Annotated in this window: 15 protein-coding genes; 9 read left to right on the forward strand and 6 right to left on the reverse strand. The window is 73.6% G+C overall.

Annotated elements, in window-relative coordinates; genetic code table 11:
* Nucleotides 1-315: 315 nt before the first annotated feature.
* The 3 genes from ACIA8R_RS42280 to ACIA8R_RS42290 are packed head-to-tail and all read left to right on the forward strand — an operon-like array spanning nt 316 to nt 3,748.
* Nucleotides 316-1,908 carry a tryptophan halogenase family protein gene (locus ACIA8R_RS42280; RefSeq protein ID WP_397043201.1) on the forward strand — a complete coding sequence of 531 codons (1,593 nt, stop codon included), beginning with the start codon at nt 316-318 and terminating at the stop codon, nt 1,906-1,908.
* Nucleotides 1,905-3,212, forward strand: a complete 1,308-nt coding sequence (locus ACIA8R_RS42285; RefSeq protein WP_397043203.1) for a cation:proton antiporter — start codon at nt 1,905-1,907, stop codon at nt 3,210-3,212. The genes ACIA8R_RS42280 and ACIA8R_RS42285 overlap by 4 nt, the downstream gene beginning before the upstream one ends.
* Nucleotides 3,209-3,748 (forward strand): flavin reductase family protein, encoded by a 540-nt coding sequence (locus ACIA8R_RS42290; protein WP_364094839.1) that lies wholly within the window; start codon nt 3,209-3,211, stop codon nt 3,746-3,748. The genes ACIA8R_RS42285 and ACIA8R_RS42290 overlap by 4 nt, the downstream gene beginning before the upstream one ends.
* A gap of 5 nt (nt 3,749-3,753) precedes the next feature.
* On the opposite strand, the gene ACIA8R_RS42295 is transcribed toward ACIA8R_RS42290, so the two are convergent.
* Nucleotides 3,754-5,247: a glycosyltransferase family 39 protein gene (locus ACIA8R_RS42295; protein ID WP_397043205.1), complete on the reverse strand. Its 1,494-nt coding sequence runs from the start codon at nt 5,245-5,247 to the stop codon at nt 3,754-3,756.
* A gap of 203 nt (nt 5,248-5,450) precedes the next feature.
* Here ACIA8R_RS42295 and mppP point away from each other — a divergent pair, with 203 nt between their 5' ends.
* The 6 genes from mppP to ACIA8R_RS42325 all read left to right on the forward strand — a co-directional run bounded on the left by mppP (nt 5,451) and on the right by ACIA8R_RS42325 (nt 12,979).
* Entirely contained in the window at nt 5,451-6,575 is a 1,125-nt protein-coding gene (mppP, locus tag ACIA8R_RS42300; RefSeq protein WP_357701554.1) for an enduracididine biosynthesis enzyme MppP, read from the forward strand.
* On the forward strand, nt 6,572-7,813 hold the full coding sequence (locus ACIA8R_RS42305) for an aminotransferase class I/II-fold pyridoxal phosphate-dependent enzyme (protein ID WP_397043207.1): 1,242 nt from the start codon (nt 6,572-6,574) through the stop codon (nt 7,811-7,813). The genes mppP and ACIA8R_RS42305 overlap by 4 nt, the downstream gene beginning before the upstream one ends.
* Before the next feature lie 48 nt (nt 7,814-7,861).
* Nucleotides 7,862-8,719: an enduracididine biosynthesis enzyme MppR gene (gene mppR / locus ACIA8R_RS42310; protein WP_364094827.1), complete on the forward strand. Its 858-nt coding sequence runs from the start codon at nt 7,862-7,864 to the stop codon at nt 8,717-8,719.
* Between the two features lie 113 nt (nt 8,720-8,832).
* Nucleotides 8,833-9,282 (forward strand): helix-turn-helix domain-containing protein, encoded by a 450-nt coding sequence (locus ACIA8R_RS42315; protein WP_364094823.1) that lies wholly within the window; start codon nt 8,833-8,835, stop codon nt 9,280-9,282.
* A 216-nt stretch (nt 9,283-9,498) separates the two neighbouring features.
* Nucleotides 9,499-10,566, forward strand: coding sequence for a hypothetical protein (locus ACIA8R_RS42320; protein ID WP_397043210.1), 1,068 nt, complete (start codon nt 9,499-9,501; stop codon nt 10,564-10,566).
* A gap of 334 nt (nt 10,567-10,900) precedes the next feature.
* Nucleotides 10,901-12,979, forward strand: coding sequence for a prolyl oligopeptidase family serine peptidase (locus tag ACIA8R_RS42325; RefSeq protein WP_397043212.1), 2,079 nt, complete (start codon nt 10,901-10,903; stop codon nt 12,977-12,979).
* A gap of 134 nt (nt 12,980-13,113) precedes the next feature.
* Here ACIA8R_RS42325 and ACIA8R_RS42330 read toward each other — a convergent pair whose 3' ends face one another.
* The 5 genes from ACIA8R_RS42330 to ACIA8R_RS42350 are packed head-to-tail and all read right to left on the reverse strand — an operon-like array spanning nt 13,114 to nt 20,465.
* Nucleotides 13,114-13,305, reverse strand: a complete 192-nt coding sequence (locus tag ACIA8R_RS42330) for a DUF1918 domain-containing protein (protein ID WP_357701566.1) — start codon at nt 13,303-13,305, stop codon at nt 13,114-13,116.
* Nucleotides 13,302-15,083, reverse strand: a complete 1,782-nt coding sequence (locus tag ACIA8R_RS42335; protein WP_397043213.1) for a (2,3-dihydroxybenzoyl)adenylate synthase — start codon at nt 15,081-15,083, stop codon at nt 13,302-13,304. The genes ACIA8R_RS42330 and ACIA8R_RS42335 overlap by 4 nt, the downstream gene beginning before the upstream one ends.
* Nucleotides 15,064-17,136, reverse strand: a complete 2,073-nt coding sequence (locus ACIA8R_RS42340; protein WP_397043215.1) for an acetate--CoA ligase family protein — start codon at nt 17,134-17,136, stop codon at nt 15,064-15,066. Before ACIA8R_RS42340 ends, ACIA8R_RS42335 begins: the two co-directional genes overlap by 20 nt.
* Nucleotides 17,133-18,689, reverse strand: a complete 1,557-nt coding sequence (locus tag ACIA8R_RS42345; protein WP_364094808.1) for an FAD-dependent monooxygenase — start codon at nt 18,687-18,689, stop codon at nt 17,133-17,135. Before ACIA8R_RS42345 ends, ACIA8R_RS42340 begins: the two co-directional genes overlap by 4 nt.
* Before the next feature lie 6 nt (nt 18,690-18,695).
* A complete protein-coding gene (locus ACIA8R_RS42350; RefSeq protein WP_364094804.1) occupies nt 18,696-20,465 on the reverse strand; it encodes an FAD-dependent monooxygenase in 1,770 nt (589 codons plus the stop codon).
* Nucleotides 20,466-20,473: the final 8 nt, after the last annotated feature.

A 20,473-nucleotide genomic window follows, 5' to 3' on the forward strand; every position in this document is an offset into this window, starting at 1 on the left:
GCCCCCAGTTTTGCTCAAGCTAACTCGGAGGCAGTTGGGAAGTCAACTGGGGTTGGTGGATCAAGAATTTTGCATCTACGCCAGTTGATGACCGCCTGTGGGCAACCGTGAACGCCCTGCACAGGGGGCGCATGCCAAGCCGCGGCGCCGCGCGCCACCACCCTTCTGACCGCCCTGTTTAGCTCCGGCGTCAATGAGCTGGAAATCGGCCGGGGCCGTCCGGCACGCTCGGAAAAGGGCGGTCGGAGCACTGCCCAATCCTTTTTCCGGTTCTTCCGACGCGCGTTTCCCAACGCCATGGACAAGGGCTCAAGAATGGTAAAGAACGTCGTCATCGTGGGCGGCGGCACCTCGGGCTGGATGACCGCCGCATATCTCCGGGCGGCATTCGGTGACCGAATCGCCGTCACTCTGGTCGAGTCGAAGAACATCGCGACGATCGGCGTGGGAGAGGCCACGTTCAGTACGATCCGTCACTTCTTCGACTATCTCGGGCTGGACGAGCGGGAGTGGATGCCCGCGTGCAACGCCACGTACAAGCTGGGGATCCGGTTCGAGAACTGGCGCGCCCAGGGCCATCACTTCTACCACCCGTTCGAACGCCTGCGCGTCGTGGACGGCTTCCCCCTCACCGACTGGTGGCTCGACGCCCGTCCCGGCGGCGACTTCGACCGCGACTGCTTCGTCATCAGCTGGCTGTGCGAGGCCAAGCGCTCGCCCCGCTACCTGTCGGGCGAGCTGTTCGAGCAGGACTTCACCGAGAACCCCGACGAGCGCGCCTACCGCACCACCCTCACCGAGCAGAACACCCAGTTCCCCTACGCCTACCACTTCGACGCCGCGCTGCTGGCCTCCTACCTCACCCGGTTCGGCACCGAGCGCGGCGTCCGGCACGTCCTCGACGACGTCGTGGACGTCCGGCTGGACGAGCGCGGCTGGATCGACCACGTGCTCACCAAGGAGCACGGCGAGCTGTCCGGCGACCTGTTCATCGACTGCACCGGCTTCCGCGGCATGCTGCTGAACAAGGCGCTGGACGTCCCCTTCGTCTCCTACCAGGAGAGCCTGCCCAACGACCGGGCGGTGGCGCTGCGCGTGCCCGCCGACATGGCCCGCCGCGGCCTGCGCCCCTGCACCACCGCCACCGCCATGGACGCCGGCTGGATCTGGACCATCCCCCTGTACGGCCGCATCGGCACCGGCTACGTCTACGCCGGCGACTACTGCACCCCCGAGGAGGCCGAACGCGCCCTGCGCGAGTTCGTCGGCCCCGAGGCGGACGAGCTGGAGGCCAACCACATCCGCATGCGGATCGGCCGCAGCGAGCGCTCCTGGGTGAACAACTGCGTGGCCGTCGGCCTGTCCAGCGGCTTCGTCGAGCCCCTGGAGTCGACCGGCCTGTTCTTCATCCAGAACGCCATCGAGCAACTGGTCAAGCACTTCCCCGCCGAGCGCTGGGACGACCGGCTGCGGGAGTCGTACAACCGCCAGGTCGGCAACGTCATGGACGGCGTGCGCGAGTTCCTCGCGCTGCACTACCACGCCGCCGCCCGCTCCGACAACGACTACTGGAAGGACGCGGCCACCCGGGCCCTCCCCGATGGGCTGGCCGAACGCCTGGAGCTGTGGCAGGCGCGCCTGCCCGACAACGAGACGATCTTCCCGCACTACCACGGCTTCGAGTCCTACTCCTACATCGCCATGCTGCTCGGGCTCGGCGGCGTCCCGGTGCAGGCCCCGCCCGCGCTGCGGCACTTCGACCACGGCCGCGCGGAACGTGAGCTGCGGCTCGTACGCCAGCAGGCCGAGGCGCTGGTCGCCAACCTGCCCAGCCAGTACGAGTACATCGCCGCCCTCAACGGCGACGCCATGCCCGGACGGCGACCCGAGCTGAGCCGGACACGATGATCCCGGCCGAGGGACCGGCGCGGATCGCCCTGTTCGGCGTCCTGCTCGCGGCGGTCCTCCTCCTCGCCTGGGCAGGGCGGCGGCTGGCCGGCGTGCTGCGCCAGCCGGCCGTGATCGGCGAGGTGGTGCTCGGGATGGCGGCGGGCCCGCTGGTCGTCGCCGTGGCCGGTCCCGGCGCCGCGCGGGCGCTGCCCCTCGACTGGCTGAGCTGGTGCGGGCACGCCGGCCTGGTGCTCTACCTGGTCGGCGTGATCCACGAGCTGCGCCTGGCCGCGCCGCTCGTGCGCGGCCGGGCGGTGGGCTGGACCGCGGCGGGCGCGCTGATCGTCCCGCTGCTGGCCGGCGCCGCCGTGGCCGTGTGGGCGCTGGCCGGGGACGAGCCCGGCCTGCGCGGCACGGCCCCGGCGTCCGCGCTGGTCGTCTTCCTGGCGGTGTCGTTGTCGGTCACCGCCGTCCCCGTCCTGGCGCGGATCCTGTCCGAACGTGACCTGGTCGGCACCCGGGTGGGGGTGTTGTCGATGACGGTCGCCACGGTCACCGACGTGGCGGCCTGGCTGCTGATCGCGCTGGCGGTCAGCCTGGCGACCGGCGGCCTCGGGAACGTGGCCGTGCTCCTCGCCGTCACCGCCGCGGCCCTCACGGGTGCGGTCGCGGTACGGCACGCGCTGAGCCCGGCCCCGCTCCTGGGGCTGCCCGCCCGCGCCCCGCGGGCGGCGGCGGTGCTCCTCGCCGTCTGGGCGCTGGCGGCCGCGGCGGCGATGCGCTCGTGGGGGCTGACCGAGATCCTGGGCGCGGCCCTCGCCGCCCTCGCCCTGCCCCTGACGGCCGCGGCTCCCGCCGATGGGACTGCCACGGGCGGCGGCGAGGATCCGTGGGCACGGCCCGTGCGGCTGGTCGCGGGCGCCGGGCGGCTGCTCGTCCCGGTGTTCTTCGTGGTCACCGGGTTCACCGTGTTCGCCGAGCCGTTCGCGGTGGCCCCCTGGTCGGCGATCGTCCTGGTCACGCTGCTCGGCATGGCGGCCAAGGCCGGGGGCGCGTACGCCGGCGCCCGCCTCGGCGGCGAGCCGCCCGGGACGGCGCTCCGACTGGGCGTGCTGCTCAACACCCGGGGCCTGACCGAGCTGGTCGCGCTGCAGATCGGCCACGAGGCCGGGATCCTCACCCCGGCCATGTTCCTCGCGCTCGCCGTCATGGCGGTGGTGACCACGGCGGCGACCGGCCCGTCGTACGCCCTCCTCCAGCGGCCGCGACGGCCGCGCGGGACGGCCCCGGTACCCGTCGCACAGAACGGAGGCTTGCGATGACGGATCTCCCGCTGGTGGAGGCCCTGCCCATGACGCCGACGGTCGACCCCGACCGTTTCCGGTCACTGATGTCCACCTTCCCGAGCGGCGTCGCCGTCGTGACCGTGACCGACCCGGACGGCCGCCCGCGCGGCATGACCTGCTCGTCGGTGTGCAGCGTCACCCTCGACCCGCCGACGCTGCTGGTCTGCGCCCGCAGCCTGAGCCCCACGCTGCACGCCATGCTCAAGACCGAGCAGTTCACCGTGAACCTGCTGCACGCCCACGCCCGCGACACCGCCGAACTGTTCGCCTCGGGCGCCGCCGACCGCTTCGACAGGGTCAGATGGTCCGCCCGCCCCGCCTACGGCGGGCCGCACCTGGTGGAGGAGTCCCACTCCGTCGCCGACTGCCGGGTCGCCAGGACCGTGGAGGCCGGCGACCACATCGTGGTCTTCGGCGAGGTGTACGGCATCGAGCGGTGCGCGCCGGCCGTACCCCTCCTGTACGGCCTGCGCGCCTACTCGTCCTGGCGTCCGGGGACCGAGCCGTCATGACCGGCTCAGAAGGTGCCCGTCCACCGCAGCCGCCGCCACGTCTCCGCCCACGGCAGGCGCGGCTCCCGGCACACCAGCAGCTCCTTGCCCTCCTCGAAGTGCGGGACGTCGAAGGTGAGCCGCCCGCGCGCCTCGCACCGGCCGAACAGCGCCGAGAACGACGCCCGGTCCACCCCGACCGCGACGACCACGTCCACGCCGTCGGCCGGACGCCCGAAGTCGGCGTAGGAGTTCTGGGCGCTGTAGGTCCTGGGCAGCCCGTACGCGCCGCCGTACCGGGCCAGGGCCCCGGCCTCGCCGTAGTTCTGGGCGTACACGACGGCCCGCCGCCGTTCGTCCACCGGCAGCGCGCGGTGGACGGCGGACACCTGCGCGGCCAGGTCCGGCCAGCCGGTCTCCCCGAACTGCTCCTCGCCGAGCACGGCCAGCACCGGGTTGCCGGCGTACGTCGCGATGGGCAGGACCGGCAGCACCATGAGCGCCGCGAGCACCCCGTTGAGCACCGCCGCCGCCCCCAGCCACAGGCGGCGGCCGAGCGTCGCCGCCCGCACGCACCCGGCCGCCACCAGCACGGTCAGCAGCCCCTCGGTGTAGCGGGGCTCGGCCCCGAGCAGCATCAGCAGCGGCGCCACGACGAGGTACGCCGCGGCGACCGCCCGGTACGGCCGCCACTCCGCCCGCCGGAGCAGGGCCACCAGCCCGATCACCCAGACCGGCGTGAGGAAGGGCCCGATCATGAGCACCTGGCCCACCAGGAAGTTGACGGCGCCCGCCGGCCCCGCCGACATCTCGCTCGCCATCGTGAACTGCGGCCACCCGTGCGCGGCCTGCCAGACGAGTCCGGGCGAGGCGATCAGCAGCGCGACCCCGGCGCCGCCCAGGAGCCACCCGCCGCGCAGCACGCGCCGCGGCCCGGCGACGAGCAGCCCCGCCGCGAGGGCCACGACCAGCAGCACCACCAGGTACTTGGCCAGCAGCCCCACGCCGACGACCGCGCCCACGGCGAGCCACAGCCGCTCGTCGCCGGTCCGCAGGACGCGGATCACCAGCCAGCAGGCCGTGACCCACACCAGGTGGTCGACGGCGGTGGGGTGCAGCACGTGCCCGGCGGCGAGCGTGGCCAGCGTGGCGGCGCAGACGCACGCGGTCAGCACCTGGAGCCGGCGTCCCGCGCCGAGCTCGCCCGCGATCAGCCCGGTGACCAGCACCGACACGGCGGTCAGCAGCGCCGGCACGACCCGGATCGCCGTCAGCGAGTCGCCGAACAGCACGATCTGCAGCCGGGCCAGCAGGGGGACGAGCAGCGGCTGGTCGACGTACCCCCACGCGAGGTGCTCACCGGCGACCCGGAAATAGAGCTCGTCGACGTAGTAGCCGGGGCCTCCGGCGAACGCCAGAAAGACCGCGAGGACCGCGACGGTGACCGCGGAAAGGCCGATTACGGCCCTTTTCGGAGATGTTTCCGCACGAGGCGGAGAAATAGTTGCGACGGTGTCCACGAAAACCCCTTCCAGCGTTTGTGTGGAGGTGTAACCGCTGGTCGCAGCCTCCCATCGAGTCGATGAGGACACAATGGAATTGACTCGTCCGGAAAACACACAGCTCGTCGGCCGAGTCCTCCGCCATGCATTGACGGGAACGAATCGAGCGACTTATTTTGCGTCCGGGTATCCCACTCCAAAACGCACGTGAGGTGAATGTGATGCAGGAACTCCAGGCGATCAATCTCACCGAATTCGAATGTCTGGCGCTGAACAGCCCGCTGAACCTCGCCGACGGGCACGCCCGGCAGGCGCTCACCGCCAGCCAGGCGCGGATCATCGACGACCTGCCCAACCTGTTCGCCAAGGCCGCCGCGCGGGCTCCCGAGGAGGTGGAGCTCGACGCCTGCCGGGCGTACCTGGGCCTGCTCGGCCAGCACAGCCACCCGGTCGGCGAGAACCGCGTGTTCGCCTGCTACTCCTCCTCGGTGGCCATGGAGATCTTCGCCAGGGCCCTGGCCCAGAAGGGCGACACGGTCGCGCTGATCCACCCGACGTTCGACAACATCCCCGACATCCTGCGCGGCGTGGGCCTGAACCTGCTGCCCCTGGAGGAGGACGTCCTGCACGGCGGCGACCTGCCCCGCGCCCTGCTCGACGCGGTGAGCTGCGTCTTCGTCACCACGCCCAACAACCCCACCGGCCGCGTGGTGACGGAGGAACGGCTGCGCGCCCTGGCCGCCCAGTGCGCCGAGCACGACGTCGTCCTGACACTGGACACCTCGTTCCGCGGCTTCGACCCCCGGGCCCACTTCGACCACTACCGGGTGCTGGAGGACAGCGGCTGCCGCTGGATCGTCATCGAGGACACCGGCAAGCTGTGGCCCACGCTGGAGCTGAAGATCGGCTGGCTGGTGACCTCGGCCGAGCCCGGCCTGCCCGTCGCCAAGGTCTACTCCGACATCCTGCTCGGCGCCTCACCGCTCGTGCTGGCGCTGGTGCAGCGCTTCGCCGAGGACGCCGCCGACGGCGGTCTGCCCGACCTGCACCGCTTCATCGCCGGCAACCGCGCGCTGGTGCGGCGGTCGCTCGCCGGCCTGCCGGACGTGGACTTCCCCGACCCCGCCAGCCGGGCCAGCGTCGAACGGGTCCGCCTCGGGCGGCGCTCGTCACTGGAGGTGTGGTCCGCGCTGCGCGAGCACAACGTGTACATGCTGCCCTGCCAGAAGTTCCACTGGGCCGACCCGTCCGAGGGCGACCACATGCTCCGCGTGGCGCTCGCCCGGCCGGCCGCCTCGCTCGACGAGGCGACGCGGGCCCTTCGCCTCGTCCTGTCCTCCCGATGAGCCCCACCCCCGCCGCACCCCACCCCCGCGCGGCCCCCGGCCCCCCGGCGTCCCCGGCGCGGGGGCGGGCCGGGCCCGGGTCGCACGCGCTGCGCTGGGAGGCGGGCGTCGTGCAGTCGGTGGCGCCACCCGGTACGACCGACCTCGGCCCCGGCTACCTCGGCCCCGGCCTGCTGCCCGTGGACCTGCTGGCGGAGGCGTACGCCGAGGCCCTGACCGGTTACGGCGCGGCCGCCCTGGCGTACGGCGACGACCGCGGCGCGCTCACCCTGCGCGCGGCGCTCGCCGCCCGCCAGGACGTGTCGTGCGGGCCAGGTGGCGTGCTGGTCACCGCCGGCACCTCGCAGGCCCTTCACCTGCTCGCCACCGCCCTGGCCCGGCCCCGTGACGCGGTGCTCGTCGAGGACTCCTGCTACGACCTGGGCAGGCTCGTCCTCACCGACTGCGGCCTGCGACCGTACGGGGTTCCGGGGGACGCCTCCGGGATGGACCCGCAGGCTCTCGACGCGGCCCTGACCCGCACCCGCCCCGCCTTCGTGTACCTCAACCCCACCTTCCACAACCCGACCGGCCGGGTCGTGCCGCCCGGCCGCCGCCGCGAGCTAGTGGCCGTCGCGCGCCGGCACGCGACGACGATCGTCGAGGACGACGCCTACGCCGACCTGCGCCTCGACGGCGATACCGGACCGCCCGCCCTGGCCTGCCTGGACGGGCACCGGGGCGTGATCAGACTGGGCACCTTCTCCAAGTCCCTGGCCCCCGGGCTGCGCCTCGGCTGGCTGACGGCCGAGCCCGCCGTGGCCGACCGGCTGGCCGCCCATGGCGTGTTCCAGAGCGGCGGCTGCCTGAACCACACCACCTCGCTGGCCGTGGCCACCCTGCTGCAGCGGGGCCACTACGACCGCCACCTGCTCTGGCTGCGCGAACGCCTGCGCGAACGGCGCGACGCCTTGGTGGACGTCCTCACGGCGCGGCTGGACGGCGGCTTCGCCCTCGACCGGCCCGCCGGCGGCCTGTTCGTGTGGGTGCGCGCCGACCGCCGGGAAGCCGGGCTGCTCGCCGCGGCACGCCGCGCGGACGTCCTGGTCGCCGCCGGCTCCCGCTTCGCCGCCGCCCCCGTCCCCGGCTCGACGGCGGGCGCCGTACGGCTCGCGTACGGCCTCAACGGCCCGGACGAGCTGGCCGCCGCCGCGGAACGGCTGGCGGAGGTCTGGAACACGATCCCCCCGGAGACCTGAGAATCCGCCCACCGAGAATCCGATGCCCCGACAGGAGACGACCCCCTGATGACCGCCCCCCCGCACACCGGACCCTCGCCCACCGCACCCTCGCCCACCGCAGCCGACCCCCCACCCGCCGCGTCCCCGCACGGCTACACGCTCCCGCTCTCGCCCTCGGGGCGTGCGGCGATGGTCACCCCGCCGCCCTGGCACTTCTCCGGTGACGTCATCATGGCCGACTACCGCGTGGACCCCGAGGCCGCCGCCCGCTTCCTGCCCCCGGAGCTCACCCTGGGCCCCGACCCGGGAGCCGCCGCCGCGATCTTCGCCGAGTGGCAGTGGTGCTCCGCCGACGGCGCCGAGCTGGCCGACCCCGCCCGCTGCCGGTTCGCCGAGTTCCTGATCCTGCTCGCCTGCGAGTACCGCGGCCGCCCCCTGGCCCGCTGCCCGTACGCCTGGGTGGACGAGCCGGTGCCGCTGGTGCGCGGCTGGATCCAGGGCATGCCCAAACAGTTCGGTCAGGTGCACCAGATCAGGCCGGCCCGGGTCGGCAGGGCGGGGCCCAGGCTCGCCCCCGGAGGCCGCTTCGACGCCGCGCTGTCGGCGGGCGGCAGGCGCGTCGCCGAGGCGGCCGTGACCCTTGAGGGCCGCGCCGACGAGCCGCCCCGCCTGCACACCGTCCCGCTGGTGCACACGCGGCTGTTCCCGGCCTGGCTCCCGGCGGAGGAACCGGTGACGCGGCTGGTGACCTCGGAGGTGAGCGACGTGGAGTTCTCGGAGATCTGGACGGGCCGCGCCGAGGTGCGCTTCCCCGACGTGCCGGACTCCGACCTCGCCCGACTGGCCCCGGTCGAGGTGGGCAGGGGGTACGTCTTCTCGTACGCGGAGACGCTGCACCATGGCCGGGCGCTGGAGCCGACGTAGACTGTCGTTAACGGAACGCTATTCGGTCGTCAACTGAAGTTAATTCCTCTGCTATGCTGGCGGCAGCGTCCCCTTCTCCACCCAGCCGCCTCCGTGCATCCGGCAGAGGAATCATGCCCGACACCCCATCCGAGGGACGCCGTACCCTAGCGGCGAAGCTGGACCACCTGTTCCGCACAGTCCACTCGCGAGAGGGCGGCGAATACAGCTTCGAGGACGTCGCCGACGCGCTGCGGGCGGCGGGCGGGCCCACCATCTCGGGCACGTACATCTGGCAGCTCCGCAAGGGGTTGCGCGACAACCCCACCAAGCGCCATCTCGAGGCGCTCGCGGGATTCTTCGGCGTCCCGCCCGCCTACTTCTTCGACGACGAGGCGGCTGAGCGCATCGACGCCGAGCTGTCGCTGCTCGCCGCCATGCGCGACGCCTCCGTCCGGGGCATCGCGCTGCGGGCGGCCGGGCTCTCGCCGAAGAGCCTGACCGCGATCCTGGAGATGGTCGAGCGCGTACGCGAGCTCGAAGGGCTGCCCGACGCCGCCGGGGGCGACACCCCCGAAGAGTGACCCGCGAACGCGCCTGCCGCGGCGCGATGTGTCAGCCGACGCCCGCTCCGCCGACCTCGGCCGCACCGGCGTGCCCAGGCCCGCCGCCCGCGAGCCGACGCCTTCCGGGATCGCCCGCGGACGGATGGTGACGTTCCCCTTCGTGCCTTGGCGGCCGGCGATCGCGCCCATATCTTGGTGATCGTTTTTGCCGGCTCTTCGGACAGTGGGGTGACCATGAGAACCACACGCACGAGCCTGACCATCCTGGCGAGCATCCTCCTCATGGCCGGACAGGCGGCGGGCGCGGGCCCGGCCGCGGCGGACGGCTGCCCGGCGACCACCGACCAGTGGGAGGTCACCGACCTGGGCGTCACCGGGTACGCACTCGACATCAACGACCTGGGACAGATCGCCGGCTCCAGCGTGAGCGCGACCGGCGAACAGCGGGCGACCGTCTGGGACGGCGCGCAGGCGGTCGACCTGGGCAGTCTCGGCGGCGGCCACGCCTCCGCCGTCGCCCTCGACGAGGACGGCAACGTCGTCGGCAGCAGCTACACGGCGACGGAGAAGGGGCACGCCTTCCACTGGCGCGCCGGGACGATGACCGACCTCGGCATCTTCGGCAGCGTCCCCACCCTGGTCCACGACGTCAGCGCGGGCGTCGTCGTGGGCGAATATCGGTACTGGCTGCCCAACGGCACGGCCCGCTACCAGGCGTTCCGCATCCAGGACGGCGTCCGGACCGACCTCGCCGCCGTCCCCGGCAGCCATGCGGCGGCCGTCAACCCGGCCGGGCAGATCGCCGGCACCCAGGGCCGCCTCGAACCGCCCGGCCCGGCCGGCCAGCGGACCCACCGGGCCTTCCTCTGGGAGGACGGCGTCATCACCGAGCTCGGCACGCTCGGCGGCCAGTGGAGCCAGGCCGAGGGGATCAACGGCGACGGTCACATCGTCGGCCAGTCGGCGCTCGGCGCGGACGGCGTGCTCGCGGGCGGCTACATCTGGAGCGCCGAGGAGGGCATGCGGCGCCTGCCCGACGCCGGCGGCCTGGCCACGCCCAAGGCCGTCAACGACGACGACGTGATCGCCGGCACGCACACCTGCACGGGGGCCGGCACCGCCGCCCACGCGGCGGTCTGGACCGGCCCCGGCGCGGCCCCGGCCCTGCTGCCCGACCCGGCGACCGGCACCGCCACGATGGCCAACGCCGTCAACGCGCAGGGCGAGATCACCGGGTGGGCCGAGGCCCCCGACGGCTCGCGCCGCGCCCTCGTGTGGCGGCCCGCGCCCGGGAACTCCTGAGCGCCGGCGAGCACCGCCGTCAGAGCTGCTCGCTCACGGGCGGGGACTCCTCCCGTCGGCATCCGCACCTGATCTCTCCGTTAGCTGAATGTGACCGAGTGGCTACTTTCAGCAATACGGCGGCGGGCATGAGCAGGCGTACCAGAAGGTGCACCCGAAAGGATCACGTCATGAACGAACTGCCCGGCCTCCCTATTGGGCTTCTCTCCGACGAGATGGCCTCCCTGGAGGACTGGCGCTCCGAAGCCACGACCGGCGAGCTGAGCTGACCGGCACCGACGGGCCCGCCGACGCCTCGGCGGGCCCGTCGGCGAGCGGGAGGGAGGGGGAGCCCGTGCCGTCGCCCTACCCGCCCGCTCGCCGCGTCCCGACGGCGGACCTGCTGCACGGGCACCTGGTCACCGACCCCTACCGATGGCTGGAGAACGCCGACAGCGCCGACTGCGCCACCTGGCTCGACGGCCAGGCCGCGCTGCTGGCCGCGCACACCCCCGCCTGGCGCCACCGGCCGCGGCTGCGGCGACTGCTGGAGGAGTTCGCGGCGGACGGCGGCCCGGCGGCCGGCCCACCCGTGATCCGCGGGCCGCGAAGCTTCTACCTGCACCGCGCCGCCGGGCAGGAGCTGCCGGTCCTCATGACCGCCCTCGCCGGCCGCGCACCGGCCCCGCTGCTCGATCCGCTGAGGCTGGACCCGTCGGCGCTGACCACCCTGGACGCCTGGCGGCCGTCGTGGACCGGCGATCTGCTGGCCTACCAGACCTCGCGCGGCGGCGACGAGCGGCCGGTCCTCCAGGTTCTCGACGTGCCTCGCCGGCGCGTCGTGGCCGGGCCGCTGCACCCCGGCCGGATCACGCCGATCGCCTGGCTGCCCGACGACTCCGGCTTCTACTACCTGACCCTCTCCACCGGCCCGTTCCCGCCCCGCCGCCAGGTACGGCTGCACCGCCTCGACCCCGCGGACGACGACGCCGTCGTCTTCTCCACCGCCTGGCCGCATCTGTCCATCGCCATCAGCCCCCACGGCCACGGTCTGTCCATCAGCGCCGCCCCCGGGGCCCAGAGCGGCAACCGCCTGTGGCTGGCCCCGATCGTCCCAGGCCGGGAGCACATCCTGGACGCGCGCCTGATCCACGACGGCGTCCGGGACCACACCACCGCGATGCTCAAATCCGGCCCCGCCGGCCGCCTGTACGCCGTCACCGACGCAGAAGCCCCTTATGGTCGTGTCTGTGCCGTCGAGCCCGGCGACCCGCACGCCTCCCGGTGGCGGACGCTGGTCACCTCCAGCGCTCCCGCGGTGCTGTCCGGCTGCGTCCCGCTCGTCGGTCCCCGCCGGCAGCCGTACCTGTTGGTCAGCCTCATCAGCCCCGACGGCGCCGAACTGCGTCTGCACGACGGCGAGGGCGCCTTCCTGCGCGCCGTCCCGGCGCCCGGCCGCGGACCGGGCACCATCACGGGCCTGACCGGCCCGCCCGGCGGCGCCGAGGCCCACTTCACCTACAACGACTTCGTCACCGCACCGGCCGTGTACCGCTACGACCCGCGCGACCAAGGGTGCCGCCCATGGCGACGGCCCGGCGGGAAGCAGAGGGCGCCACGCCCGGCGAACGCGCCCACGGTCGCCCGGCTCACCTACCCCTGCGGCCAGAGCGCCGGGCACCTGTACGTGCTCGCCCGCCCAGGACCGCGAGGCCCGCGCCCGGCCGTCCTGACCGCCTATGGCGGCTTCGGCGCCTCCTTCCGGCCCACGTACTCGCCCACCACGCTGGCCTGGGTGGCCGCCGGCGGCATCTACGCCATCGCCGCGGTACGTGGCGGCGGCGAGTACGGCACGGCCTGGCACGCCGCCGGGCGCGGCGTCAACAAGCCCAACGCCGTGGCGGACTTCATCGCCGCCGCCCGTCATCTGATCGACGACGGCTGGACCACCGCCGGTCAGCTCGCGATCAAGGGCGCCTCGCACAGCGGCCTGCTCGTGGCCGCCGCGCTCACCCGCGCCCCGGAGCTGTTCGCCGCCGCCGTCTGCTCCGACTCCGTCACCGACCTCGTCCGCTACCCGAGCTTCGGGCTGGGCCGTTTGTGGACGACCGAACTGGGCGACCCGGACCACCCCGACCACCTGCCGGTGCTGCTCGGCTACTCTCCCTACCACCAGGTGCGACCCGGCATCCGCTATCCGGCGGTGCTGCTGACCACCCCGCGCACCGACCCCCGGGTGGACGCCATGCACACCCGCAAGTTCGCCGCCGCCCTGCAGCACGCCACCGCCTCCGAGCAGCCGATCCTGCTGCGCTGCGAGGACGGCGTGGGCCACGGCGCGCGCGCCGCCTCCCGCTGGCACGACCTGCACGCCGACGCGCTGGCGTTCTGCGCCGCCCACACCGGGCTCGCGGACGATCTCCAAGGGTCATGAGCCCGGCCGACGGCCTGTCCGAACCGGCAGCACCCGGACCGGCGCGCATCTACGGCATGGCTCGCACGTCGCCGGTGGCCCGTAGGGCGCCCAAACCCCGCGCACGAGGGTTCAGGCGGCCCGGCGGTGTTCGCTCATCGGACGGCGTGGACGACTCGCGCATCCGGCCCCGGAAAGACGAGGGACTCGTGATCGTCGTCCAGCCACCGAACCAGGTAGGGCGGCGAGCCGTCCGCGTGCGCCACCTCCACGATGAACCCCACGCGGCGGTGCTCGCCGTCGCGCGTGCCCTCCACGATCAGCTGATCGCCTTTTGCAGCCTTCATCTCGACTCCCTCACGTCCTGTTCCATGAAGTGACGTCCGGCTGCTCCTACCCCTCCGAACGCGTCTCTCCCATCATCCTCGGCCTGTGCCGCTTCGCGAGTGCCCGTGCCGCGCTGCTCCGCCCTGAGGCGGACGGCGATGTCGGTCCGGAGGGCCTTCTTGTCGATCTTGCCGACCTTGGTCCAGGCGAGTTCCCCGACGACGACGAGCCGTTCGGGAAGCTTGAAACGGGCGACCTGCGCGCTCTCCATCCGCGCGCGGATCTCCTCCAGCGTGACCGTCGCGCCGTCCCGGGGCACGACGTACACGCACACGCGTTCCCCGAGCAGGGCGTCCGGCATGGCCACGGCGGCGACCTGGCTGACCGAGGGGAGCTGGTACACGAGGTTCTCGACCTCCTCGGCGGAGATCTTCTCCCCACCCCGGTTGATCATGTCCTTGTCGCGGCCGGCCACCACGAGGTTGCCCTCGGGGGTACGCAGGCAGATGTCACCCGTGCGGAACCAGCCGTCGCCGGTGAAGGAGCGGGCGTTGTGCTCCGCGGCCCGGTAGTAGCCGCGAGGGGTGTACGGCCCGCGCGTGAGCAGGAGTCCGGCCTGGCCGTCCGGTACGTCCCGGTCCTGCTCGTCCACGATTCTGATCTCGTCATCCGGGCACAGAGGACGGCCCTGCGTGGTGCACACCGTCTCCGAGGGGTCGTCCAGGCGGGTGAAGTTCAGCAGGCCCTCCGCCATGCCGAACACCTGCTGCAGCGTCGCCCCGAGCACCGGCTCCACCTTGTACGCCAGCTCGTCCGCCAGGCGGGCGCCGCCCACCTGGACGACCCGCAGGGTGGCGAGCTGCCCGGCGCCGTGCTCGGCGGCCCGTTCCAGCCAGCGACCGGCGACCGCGGGCACCACCGCGGTGTGCGTGACGCCTTCCGCCGCGATCGTGGCGAAGGCCCGTACCGGCTCGGGCGAGGGCAGCATGACCACCCGCCCACCGGCGAGCAGGACGCCCAGGATCCCCGGGCAGGCGAGCGGGAAGTTGTGCCCGGCGGGCAGGCTGACCAGGTAGACCGACTCCGACGTGATCCCGGCGACCTCGGCGCTGGCCAGGGCGTTGTAGGCGTAGTCGTCGTGGGTGCGGGCGATGAGCTTGGGCAGGCCCGTCGTGCCCCCGGACAGCAGGAAGACGGCCACGTCCCGGGAGGAGGGAGGGGGCGCGTCGAAGCCGGCCCGGCCGGCGGGCGGGCCGCACAGGGCGCGCAGGTCGACGCTTCCTGGTTCGACGTCGTCCCCGGCGACCAGCACCCGCCATCCGGCCCCGGTGGCGGCGCGTACGTCGGACGCCAGGTCGTGGGCCAGTCGTTGGTGGTCGAAGTCCCTGCTCCGGTCGGGGACGGCGATCGCCACGGCCTCGGCGTGCACGGCCAGATAGGTGAGCTCGGCCCGGCGATGGGCGGGCAGCGCCATCACGGGCACGACGCCCGCGCGCAGGCACGCCAGGAGGAGGACGACGAACTCCCACGAGTTGCCCAGCTGCATGATGATCCGCTCGCCCGGGGCGAGGCCGAGGTCACGCAGGCGCCCGGCGGCGGCGTCGGCGCGGTCGGCCAGCTCGCCGTACGTGAGGCGGAGGCCCGTCCCGTCGACCAGCGCCGTGGCGTCCGGATCGCGGTCGGCGACCTCTCGCAGCAGGGTGCCGATCGCGGCCCCGGCCCAGTAGCCCCGCTCGGTGAAACGGGCGATGTCGGCGTCCGGCCAAGGCACGGTGTGCTCAGTGATCGGTGTGGGCATCGTCGGCCTTCCTGGTGAGGATGACGGCGTCAAGCGCGATCAGACCTTGTGGCGTGAGCCGTAGCGGATTGACCTCGATCTCGTCCAGGAGCGGATTGGCGGCCAGCAGGTCGCCGAGCCTGGAGACGATCGTGCCGAGGTCGTCGGGGTCGAGGACGGGGCCGCCGCGCCACCCGGCGAGCAGGGCCCGCCCGGCCAGCTCGGACGGCATGCGGGCGGCCTCGCCGGGGGACAGCGGGGCGAGCCTGACGGTGACGTCGGCCAGGGCTTCGGCCACCGTGCCGCCCAGCCCCACGAGCACCAGGGGGCCGAAGACGACGTCGCGCCGCGCGCCGACCACCAGGTCGATCCCGGCCGGCGCCATGGCCTCGACCAGGTAGCGGCGCGCGCCGGCCGCGTCCAGCGCGTCGAGCGCCGCGTCCAGGCCGGCGTGGGTGGACACGCCCAGGTGCACGCCGCCGATCTCCGTCTTGTGCAGGATCTCGGCGTCCAGCAGCTTCACGGCGACCGGCGTCCCGACGGAGTCGAACGCGGCGTGGGCCGCCGCCCGGTCCGCGCAGGCACGGCGTGGCATGGTCGCCACGCCCAGCCGTTCGAGCAGCTCCTTTCCCTCGTGCTCGTCGTACCGGGTGGCCAGGCCGGTCGGCGCCTGCCACGGGTCCGGGACGGCCGGTCGGGGCGTGCGCGCACGGGCGTCCGCGAGCAGAGCGGCGGTGGCGGCGGCGACGCCGCGGGCGTCGTGGGCCACGGGGACGCCCGACTCGCGCAGGGCCCTGCGGTCGCGGGTGACGTCGTCGCCCGTTCCCGCCAGCCCGAGGACGACGGGGACGCCCGCGGTCCCGCCTTCCGTGACGGCGGCGACGACGTCGACCGCGTCCGGTTCGTGCAGGACGTACCCGGCGATGACGTCGACGCCGGGGTCGGCGCCGGTGGCGGCGAGCACCGCTCCCAGCTCGGGCCCGGGGCGGCCGGTGTCGACCGGGTTGCGCTGGAAGGTCAGCGGCGGCAGCAGCCCGGCCAGGCTCCGGCGGGTGCCGGGAGTGAGCTCGGGCACCCGGATCCCGCGTCCTCGCAGGTCGTCGAGGAGCAGCAGCCCCGGACCCGCCTGGGCGGTGACGACACCGACCCCCGGGTCGGCGCAGGGCCGGGCCCGCGTCACCGCGAGCGCGCCGACGGCGTCGACGAGTTCGCGTTCGTCATCGACGAGGACCGCCCCCGCCTGGGCCAGTGCGGCGCGCGTGGTGCGCCAGGAGGTCGCGAGCGCCCCCGTGTGCGACGCGGCGAAGGCTCCGACATCGTGGCGGCCGACGACCAGGGCGACGACCGGCCGGGTCGCGGTGAGCCGGCGCACGCTCGCGACCAGCCGGGGCCCGTCCGCCACCGACTCCACGTGCAGGGCGACGGCGGTGGTGCGGGGATCGCCGGCGAGGTGGTCGAGGACGTCGGGGGCCGTGACGTCGGCCGCGTTCCCGAGGCCGACGGCGAGGCTGACGCCGTGCCCCGCCTCGGTCAGCGCGAACGCCAGGGCGTGGTTGACGCCGCCGCTGGCCGCCACGACGGCGACGGCGCCGGGCGCCACCCGATGGGCGCCGGGGACGAAGCTGGCCGTCAGCCGCGCGTGGGGGGCCAGGAAGCCGCTGGTGTTCGGACCGAGGAGCCGAAGGCCCGAGTCCCGGGCGACGGCGGCGAGCCGACGCTGATGCTCGATCCCGGCGCCGCCCGCCTCGGCGAACCCGCCGCCGCACACGACGGCGGCCCGCACACCCGCGGCGGCCGCCTCGCCGAGCACGTCGGCGCAGGCCGCGGCGGGGACGCAGAGCAGCGCGAGGTCGAGGGGACCCGCGCCGGCCGCGGCGCCGACGGACGGGTGCATGGTGGTGTCGCGCGGGTTCACCAGTGCCAGGAACCCGTCGAAACCGGACAGCGAACGGGCCATGGCGGCGCCGAGTTTGCCCGGGTCGCGGGAGGCGCCGACGACCGCGACGCCGCGCGGGGCGAACAGCGGGCCGAGGTCGTTCGCGCGATCGCCCCGCCCGGTTCCGAGGCCGTTCACGTGAGGACTCCGACCAGGTCCGCGCGGCCGGACAGCACCGTGGTCAGCGCCCGGTCCCGGTCAGGTTCCCGTTCGATCAGCAGTACGGGGAGTCCCGCGCGCATCCGTGCCTCCTCGCACAGCCGGGTACGGGTCAGGGCCGTGCCGCCGTGCACGGCGACCAGCGCCGGTCCGGCGGCGATGGAATCGCACAGACCGGGCAGGCCGGCCTCGGTGTCCGGGGCCCTCAGCAGAGCGCCCCACGCGCCGGGCAGCGGAGTCACGGAAAGCGGCAGATCGCTCTCCCCCCGGACGGCGGCCGGGACGCCGTCCGCGGCGGCCACGACGTCGAGCAACCGGCCGGGCGCCGACCAGCCCGCGGATTCGAAGCGCGTCTCCAGGGGAGCGGCGCCGTGCAGGTCCCGCCACCGGCGGTGGGCCCAGCCGGTGAACTGCGGCGCGCGTCTGGCCAGCCGCGCGTCGGAGATGCTGCGGGACATGAAGTGGTAGGCGAACTGCCACGGCTCAAGGGCGTCGTAGTAGCTGCCGAAGCTCTCCCACCAGGCGAGGCTGGGCCGCGCCGAGTCCTGGATGTGCCGGACCGGCGGCTGGGCCGCCCGCTCGTAGCTCGCGAGGGCCGTACCGAGGTCGCCGGGGTGCCCGGCCAGCGCCCGTGAGAGCGCGACGGCGTCCTCCATGGCCATCTTGGTGCCCGAGCCCACGGAGAAGTGCGCGGTGTGCGCGGCGTCGCCGAGCAGCACGACGGGCCGCGGGGTCAGGGTGTGCCAGTGACGGGTGCGGCGCGTGCGGAAGCCGGCCCAGCGGGAGTTGTTGGTGAGCAGCCGTCCGCCCTCGATCTGCTCGGCGAACAACCTCTCCAGGTACGCCTTGGAGCGCAGGTCGCTCGCCCCGGGCGGCAGGCTCTCGTCGAACGCGTCGAGACCGGCACGCCGCCAGGACGCCTCGTCGGTCTCCACGATGAACGTCGACATGGTGTCGGAGATCGGATACCCGTGCACCGCGAAGACGCCGTCGGGGCCGCGTTCGTGGATGAAGGTGAGCCCGTCGAAGAGGTGGTCGGTGCCGAACCAGATGAACTTGGCCGTGGCGGTCTCCACCTGCGAGCCGAGGCCGGGGCCGAGCTCCTCGCGGATCCGCGAGGAGGACCCGTCGGCGGCCACCACGAGGTCGTAGCCCGCCAGGTCGTCGAGCGTCACCTCGGTGGAGAACCGCAGGTCCGCCCCGACCGAGCGGGCCCGTTCCTGCAGCAGCAGGAGCAGCGTGCGCCGGACGACCGCGGCCATGCCGTTGCCGCCGCACCTGATCCGCTCGCCCTTCAGCCGCACCTCGATGTCGTCCCAGTGCCTGCCGTGCTCGGTCAGGGCCGCGCGCAGCACGGGGTCGGCCTCGTGGATCGCCTCCAGGGTCCGGTCGGAGAAGACGACCCCGAAGCCGAAGGTGTCGTCGGCGCGGTTGCGCTCGAAGACGGTTACCGCGGACGACGGGTCCGCCTGCCGGATCAGCGCGGCGAAGAACAGCCCGCCGGGCCCGCCGCCGACCACCGCGATGCGCATGGCCCCCTACTCCTTGGTCGTCAGGCCGAGGATCTGGCCGAGCGCGGCGCTCAGCGCCGCCTCCGGATCGTCCGCCGCGGTGGCGGACCGCCAGGCGACCATGTGGTCGGGACGGACCAGGAGAGCCCCGTCCTCAGCGACCTCGGAAAGGGCGCGGTAGTCGCCGTAGCTGTCCTCGAAGTCGCAGCCGCGGCCGATCGAATGGACGCGGACGGGCACGCCGAGGCGTTCGGCGACGCGTTCGGCCGCCTCCCGCCAGGCCGCGCCGCCGACGCCGGTGAGCAGGGTGAACCGGCCCCGGCCGCACAGGTCGAAGGTGGAGACGCGCTGCTGGTCCTTGGTCAGCCACACGTGCGGCAGGTGGCGTCCCGGACGGGTGGAGGCGAAGTGGTAGACCTCCTCGTCCCGCGGCGCGGGCTGCTCGGGCGTGCCGTCGGGGACGATCGCGCCGGACGTGTAGTGCTGGTTGGTCTCGACGCCGTGCGTGTTGAAGCACATGATCGTGGCCCGCAGCGCGGCGTCGAACTCCTGCCGCCGCTGGGCGCCCTCGGCCGTCGGCCGCAGCAGGGCGTCGAGGGCGTCCCGCAGTTCCCGCGCGCCCGAGGCGGGCGGCAGGCGCAGCGCCATGAAGATCGGCGGCATCAGCCCGTCGCTGCGCTTGGCGCGCTGGACGATCTGCTTGGCGACCGGCAGCCGCTCGTCCCGGTAACTGTCGAGCAGCGCCGGCCCGGCTTCGCCGCGCAACACCATCGCGAGCTTCCAGCACAGGTTGTAGCTGTCCTGGATGGAGGTGTTCGACCCCAGGCCGTTCATCGGCGAGTGCCGGTGCACGGCGTCGCCGACGCAGATGACCCGGCCCGCCATGTTGTCGGTGGCGTAGACGTCGTTGACCGCCCAGATGGAGATCGACTCGACCTTCACCGGCACCTGGTCGTCCCCGATCAGCTGGTGCGCGATGCGGACGCCGTCCTCCTCGGTGAGCGAGGGACGCCCGGCGTCGACGTCGTATCCCCACACACCGACCCATTTGGTCCACGGGCGCACCATGCGCAGCACGCCGATGCCGTTGCCGTCGTGACCGACGCCCGGCTGAACGAACCAGTACATGTCACCCGGGCGGTGTTCGACGAAGCGGGTGAGGTCCGCCTCGAACACCACGTTGATCGAGCCGCCCAGCCCCATCTCGCCGACCAGCGGCAGGCCCGCCTGCGCGGCGACGGTCGAGTTGCCGCCGTCCGCGCCGATCAGGTACTTGCTGCGGATGCCGTACTCCTGGCCGGTCAGCCTGTCCCTGACCAGGGCGGTCACGCCGTCGTCGTCCTGCGTGAACGTCAGCAGCTCGGTGTTGAAACGCACGGACGACCCGCGCGAGGCGGCGGCGTTGACCAGGATCGGCTCCAGCACGTGCTGCGGCAGGTCGCACACGGAGGTCGGGCTGGCCAGGTCGTGTTCGGCCTTGAAGTGCGGATGGGTGTACCAGGTGCGCAGGCGGCCGAGCTCCTGCCCGGCGAGGCTGGTGGCGTACACGTGCTCGCCCATCAGGTGCTGCGGGGTCGCGTTCTTCGTCACCTCGCCTTCCAGCCCGAGGTCGCGCAGCACCTCGACGCCGCGCTGGTTGGTGATGTGCGCGCGAGGCGTGTTCGAGACGCCGGCGTACTTGTTGAGCACCACGTTGGCGATGCCGTACGTCGACAGCAGCGCCGCGGCCGTCGCGCCCGCCGGGCCGGCCCCGACGATCAGCACGTCCGTCTCCACGACGGGGGTGAGGGTTTCCATGTCAATGG

The sequence above is a fragment of the Nonomuraea sp. NPDC051191 genome, from assembly GCF_044455665.1.
Lineage (GTDB): Bacteria > Actinomycetota > Actinomycetes > Streptosporangiales > Streptosporangiaceae > Nonomuraea.

Coding starts and splice junctions, on each gene's coding strand:
- ACIA8R_RS42285 (WP_397043203.1), top strand. CDS start 1,905: ATGATCCCGGCCGAGGGACCGGCGCGGATCGCCCTGTTCGGCGTCCTG.
- ACIA8R_RS42290 (WP_364094839.1), top strand. CDS start 3,209: ATGACGGATCTCCCGCTGGTGGAGGCCCTGCCCATGACGCCGACGGTC.
- ACIA8R_RS42315 (WP_364094823.1), top strand. CDS start 8,833: ATGCCCGACACCCCATCCGAGGGACGCCGTACCCTAGCGGCGAAGCTG.
- ACIA8R_RS42305 (WP_397043207.1), top strand. CDS start 6,572: ATGAGCCCCACCCCCGCCGCACCCCACCCCCGCGCGGCCCCCGGCCCC.
- mppR (WP_364094827.1), top strand. CDS start 7,862: ATGACCGCCCCCCCGCACACCGGACCCTCGCCCACCGCACCCTCGCCC.
- ACIA8R_RS42345 (WP_364094808.1), bottom strand. CDS start 18,689: ATGCGCATCGCGGTGGTCGGCGGCGGGCCCGGCGGGCTGTTCTTCGCC.
- ACIA8R_RS42330 (WP_357701566.1), bottom strand. CDS start 13,305: ATGAAGGCTGCAAAAGGCGATCAGCTGATCGTGGAGGGCACGCGCGAC.
- ACIA8R_RS42280 (WP_397043201.1), top strand. CDS start 316: ATGGTAAAGAACGTCGTCATCGTGGGCGGCGGCACCTCGGGCTGGATG.
- ACIA8R_RS42350 (WP_364094804.1), bottom strand. CDS start 20,465: ATGGAAACCCTCACCCCCGTCGTGGAGACGGACGTGCTGATCGTCGGG.
- mppP (WP_357701554.1), top strand. CDS start 5,451: ATGCAGGAACTCCAGGCGATCAATCTCACCGAATTCGAATGTCTGGCG.
- ACIA8R_RS42320 (WP_397043210.1), top strand. CDS start 9,499: ATGAGAACCACACGCACGAGCCTGACCATCCTGGCGAGCATCCTCCTC.
- ACIA8R_RS42335 (WP_397043213.1), bottom strand. CDS start 15,083: ATGCCCACACCGATCACTGAGCACACCGTGCCTTGGCCGGACGCCGAC.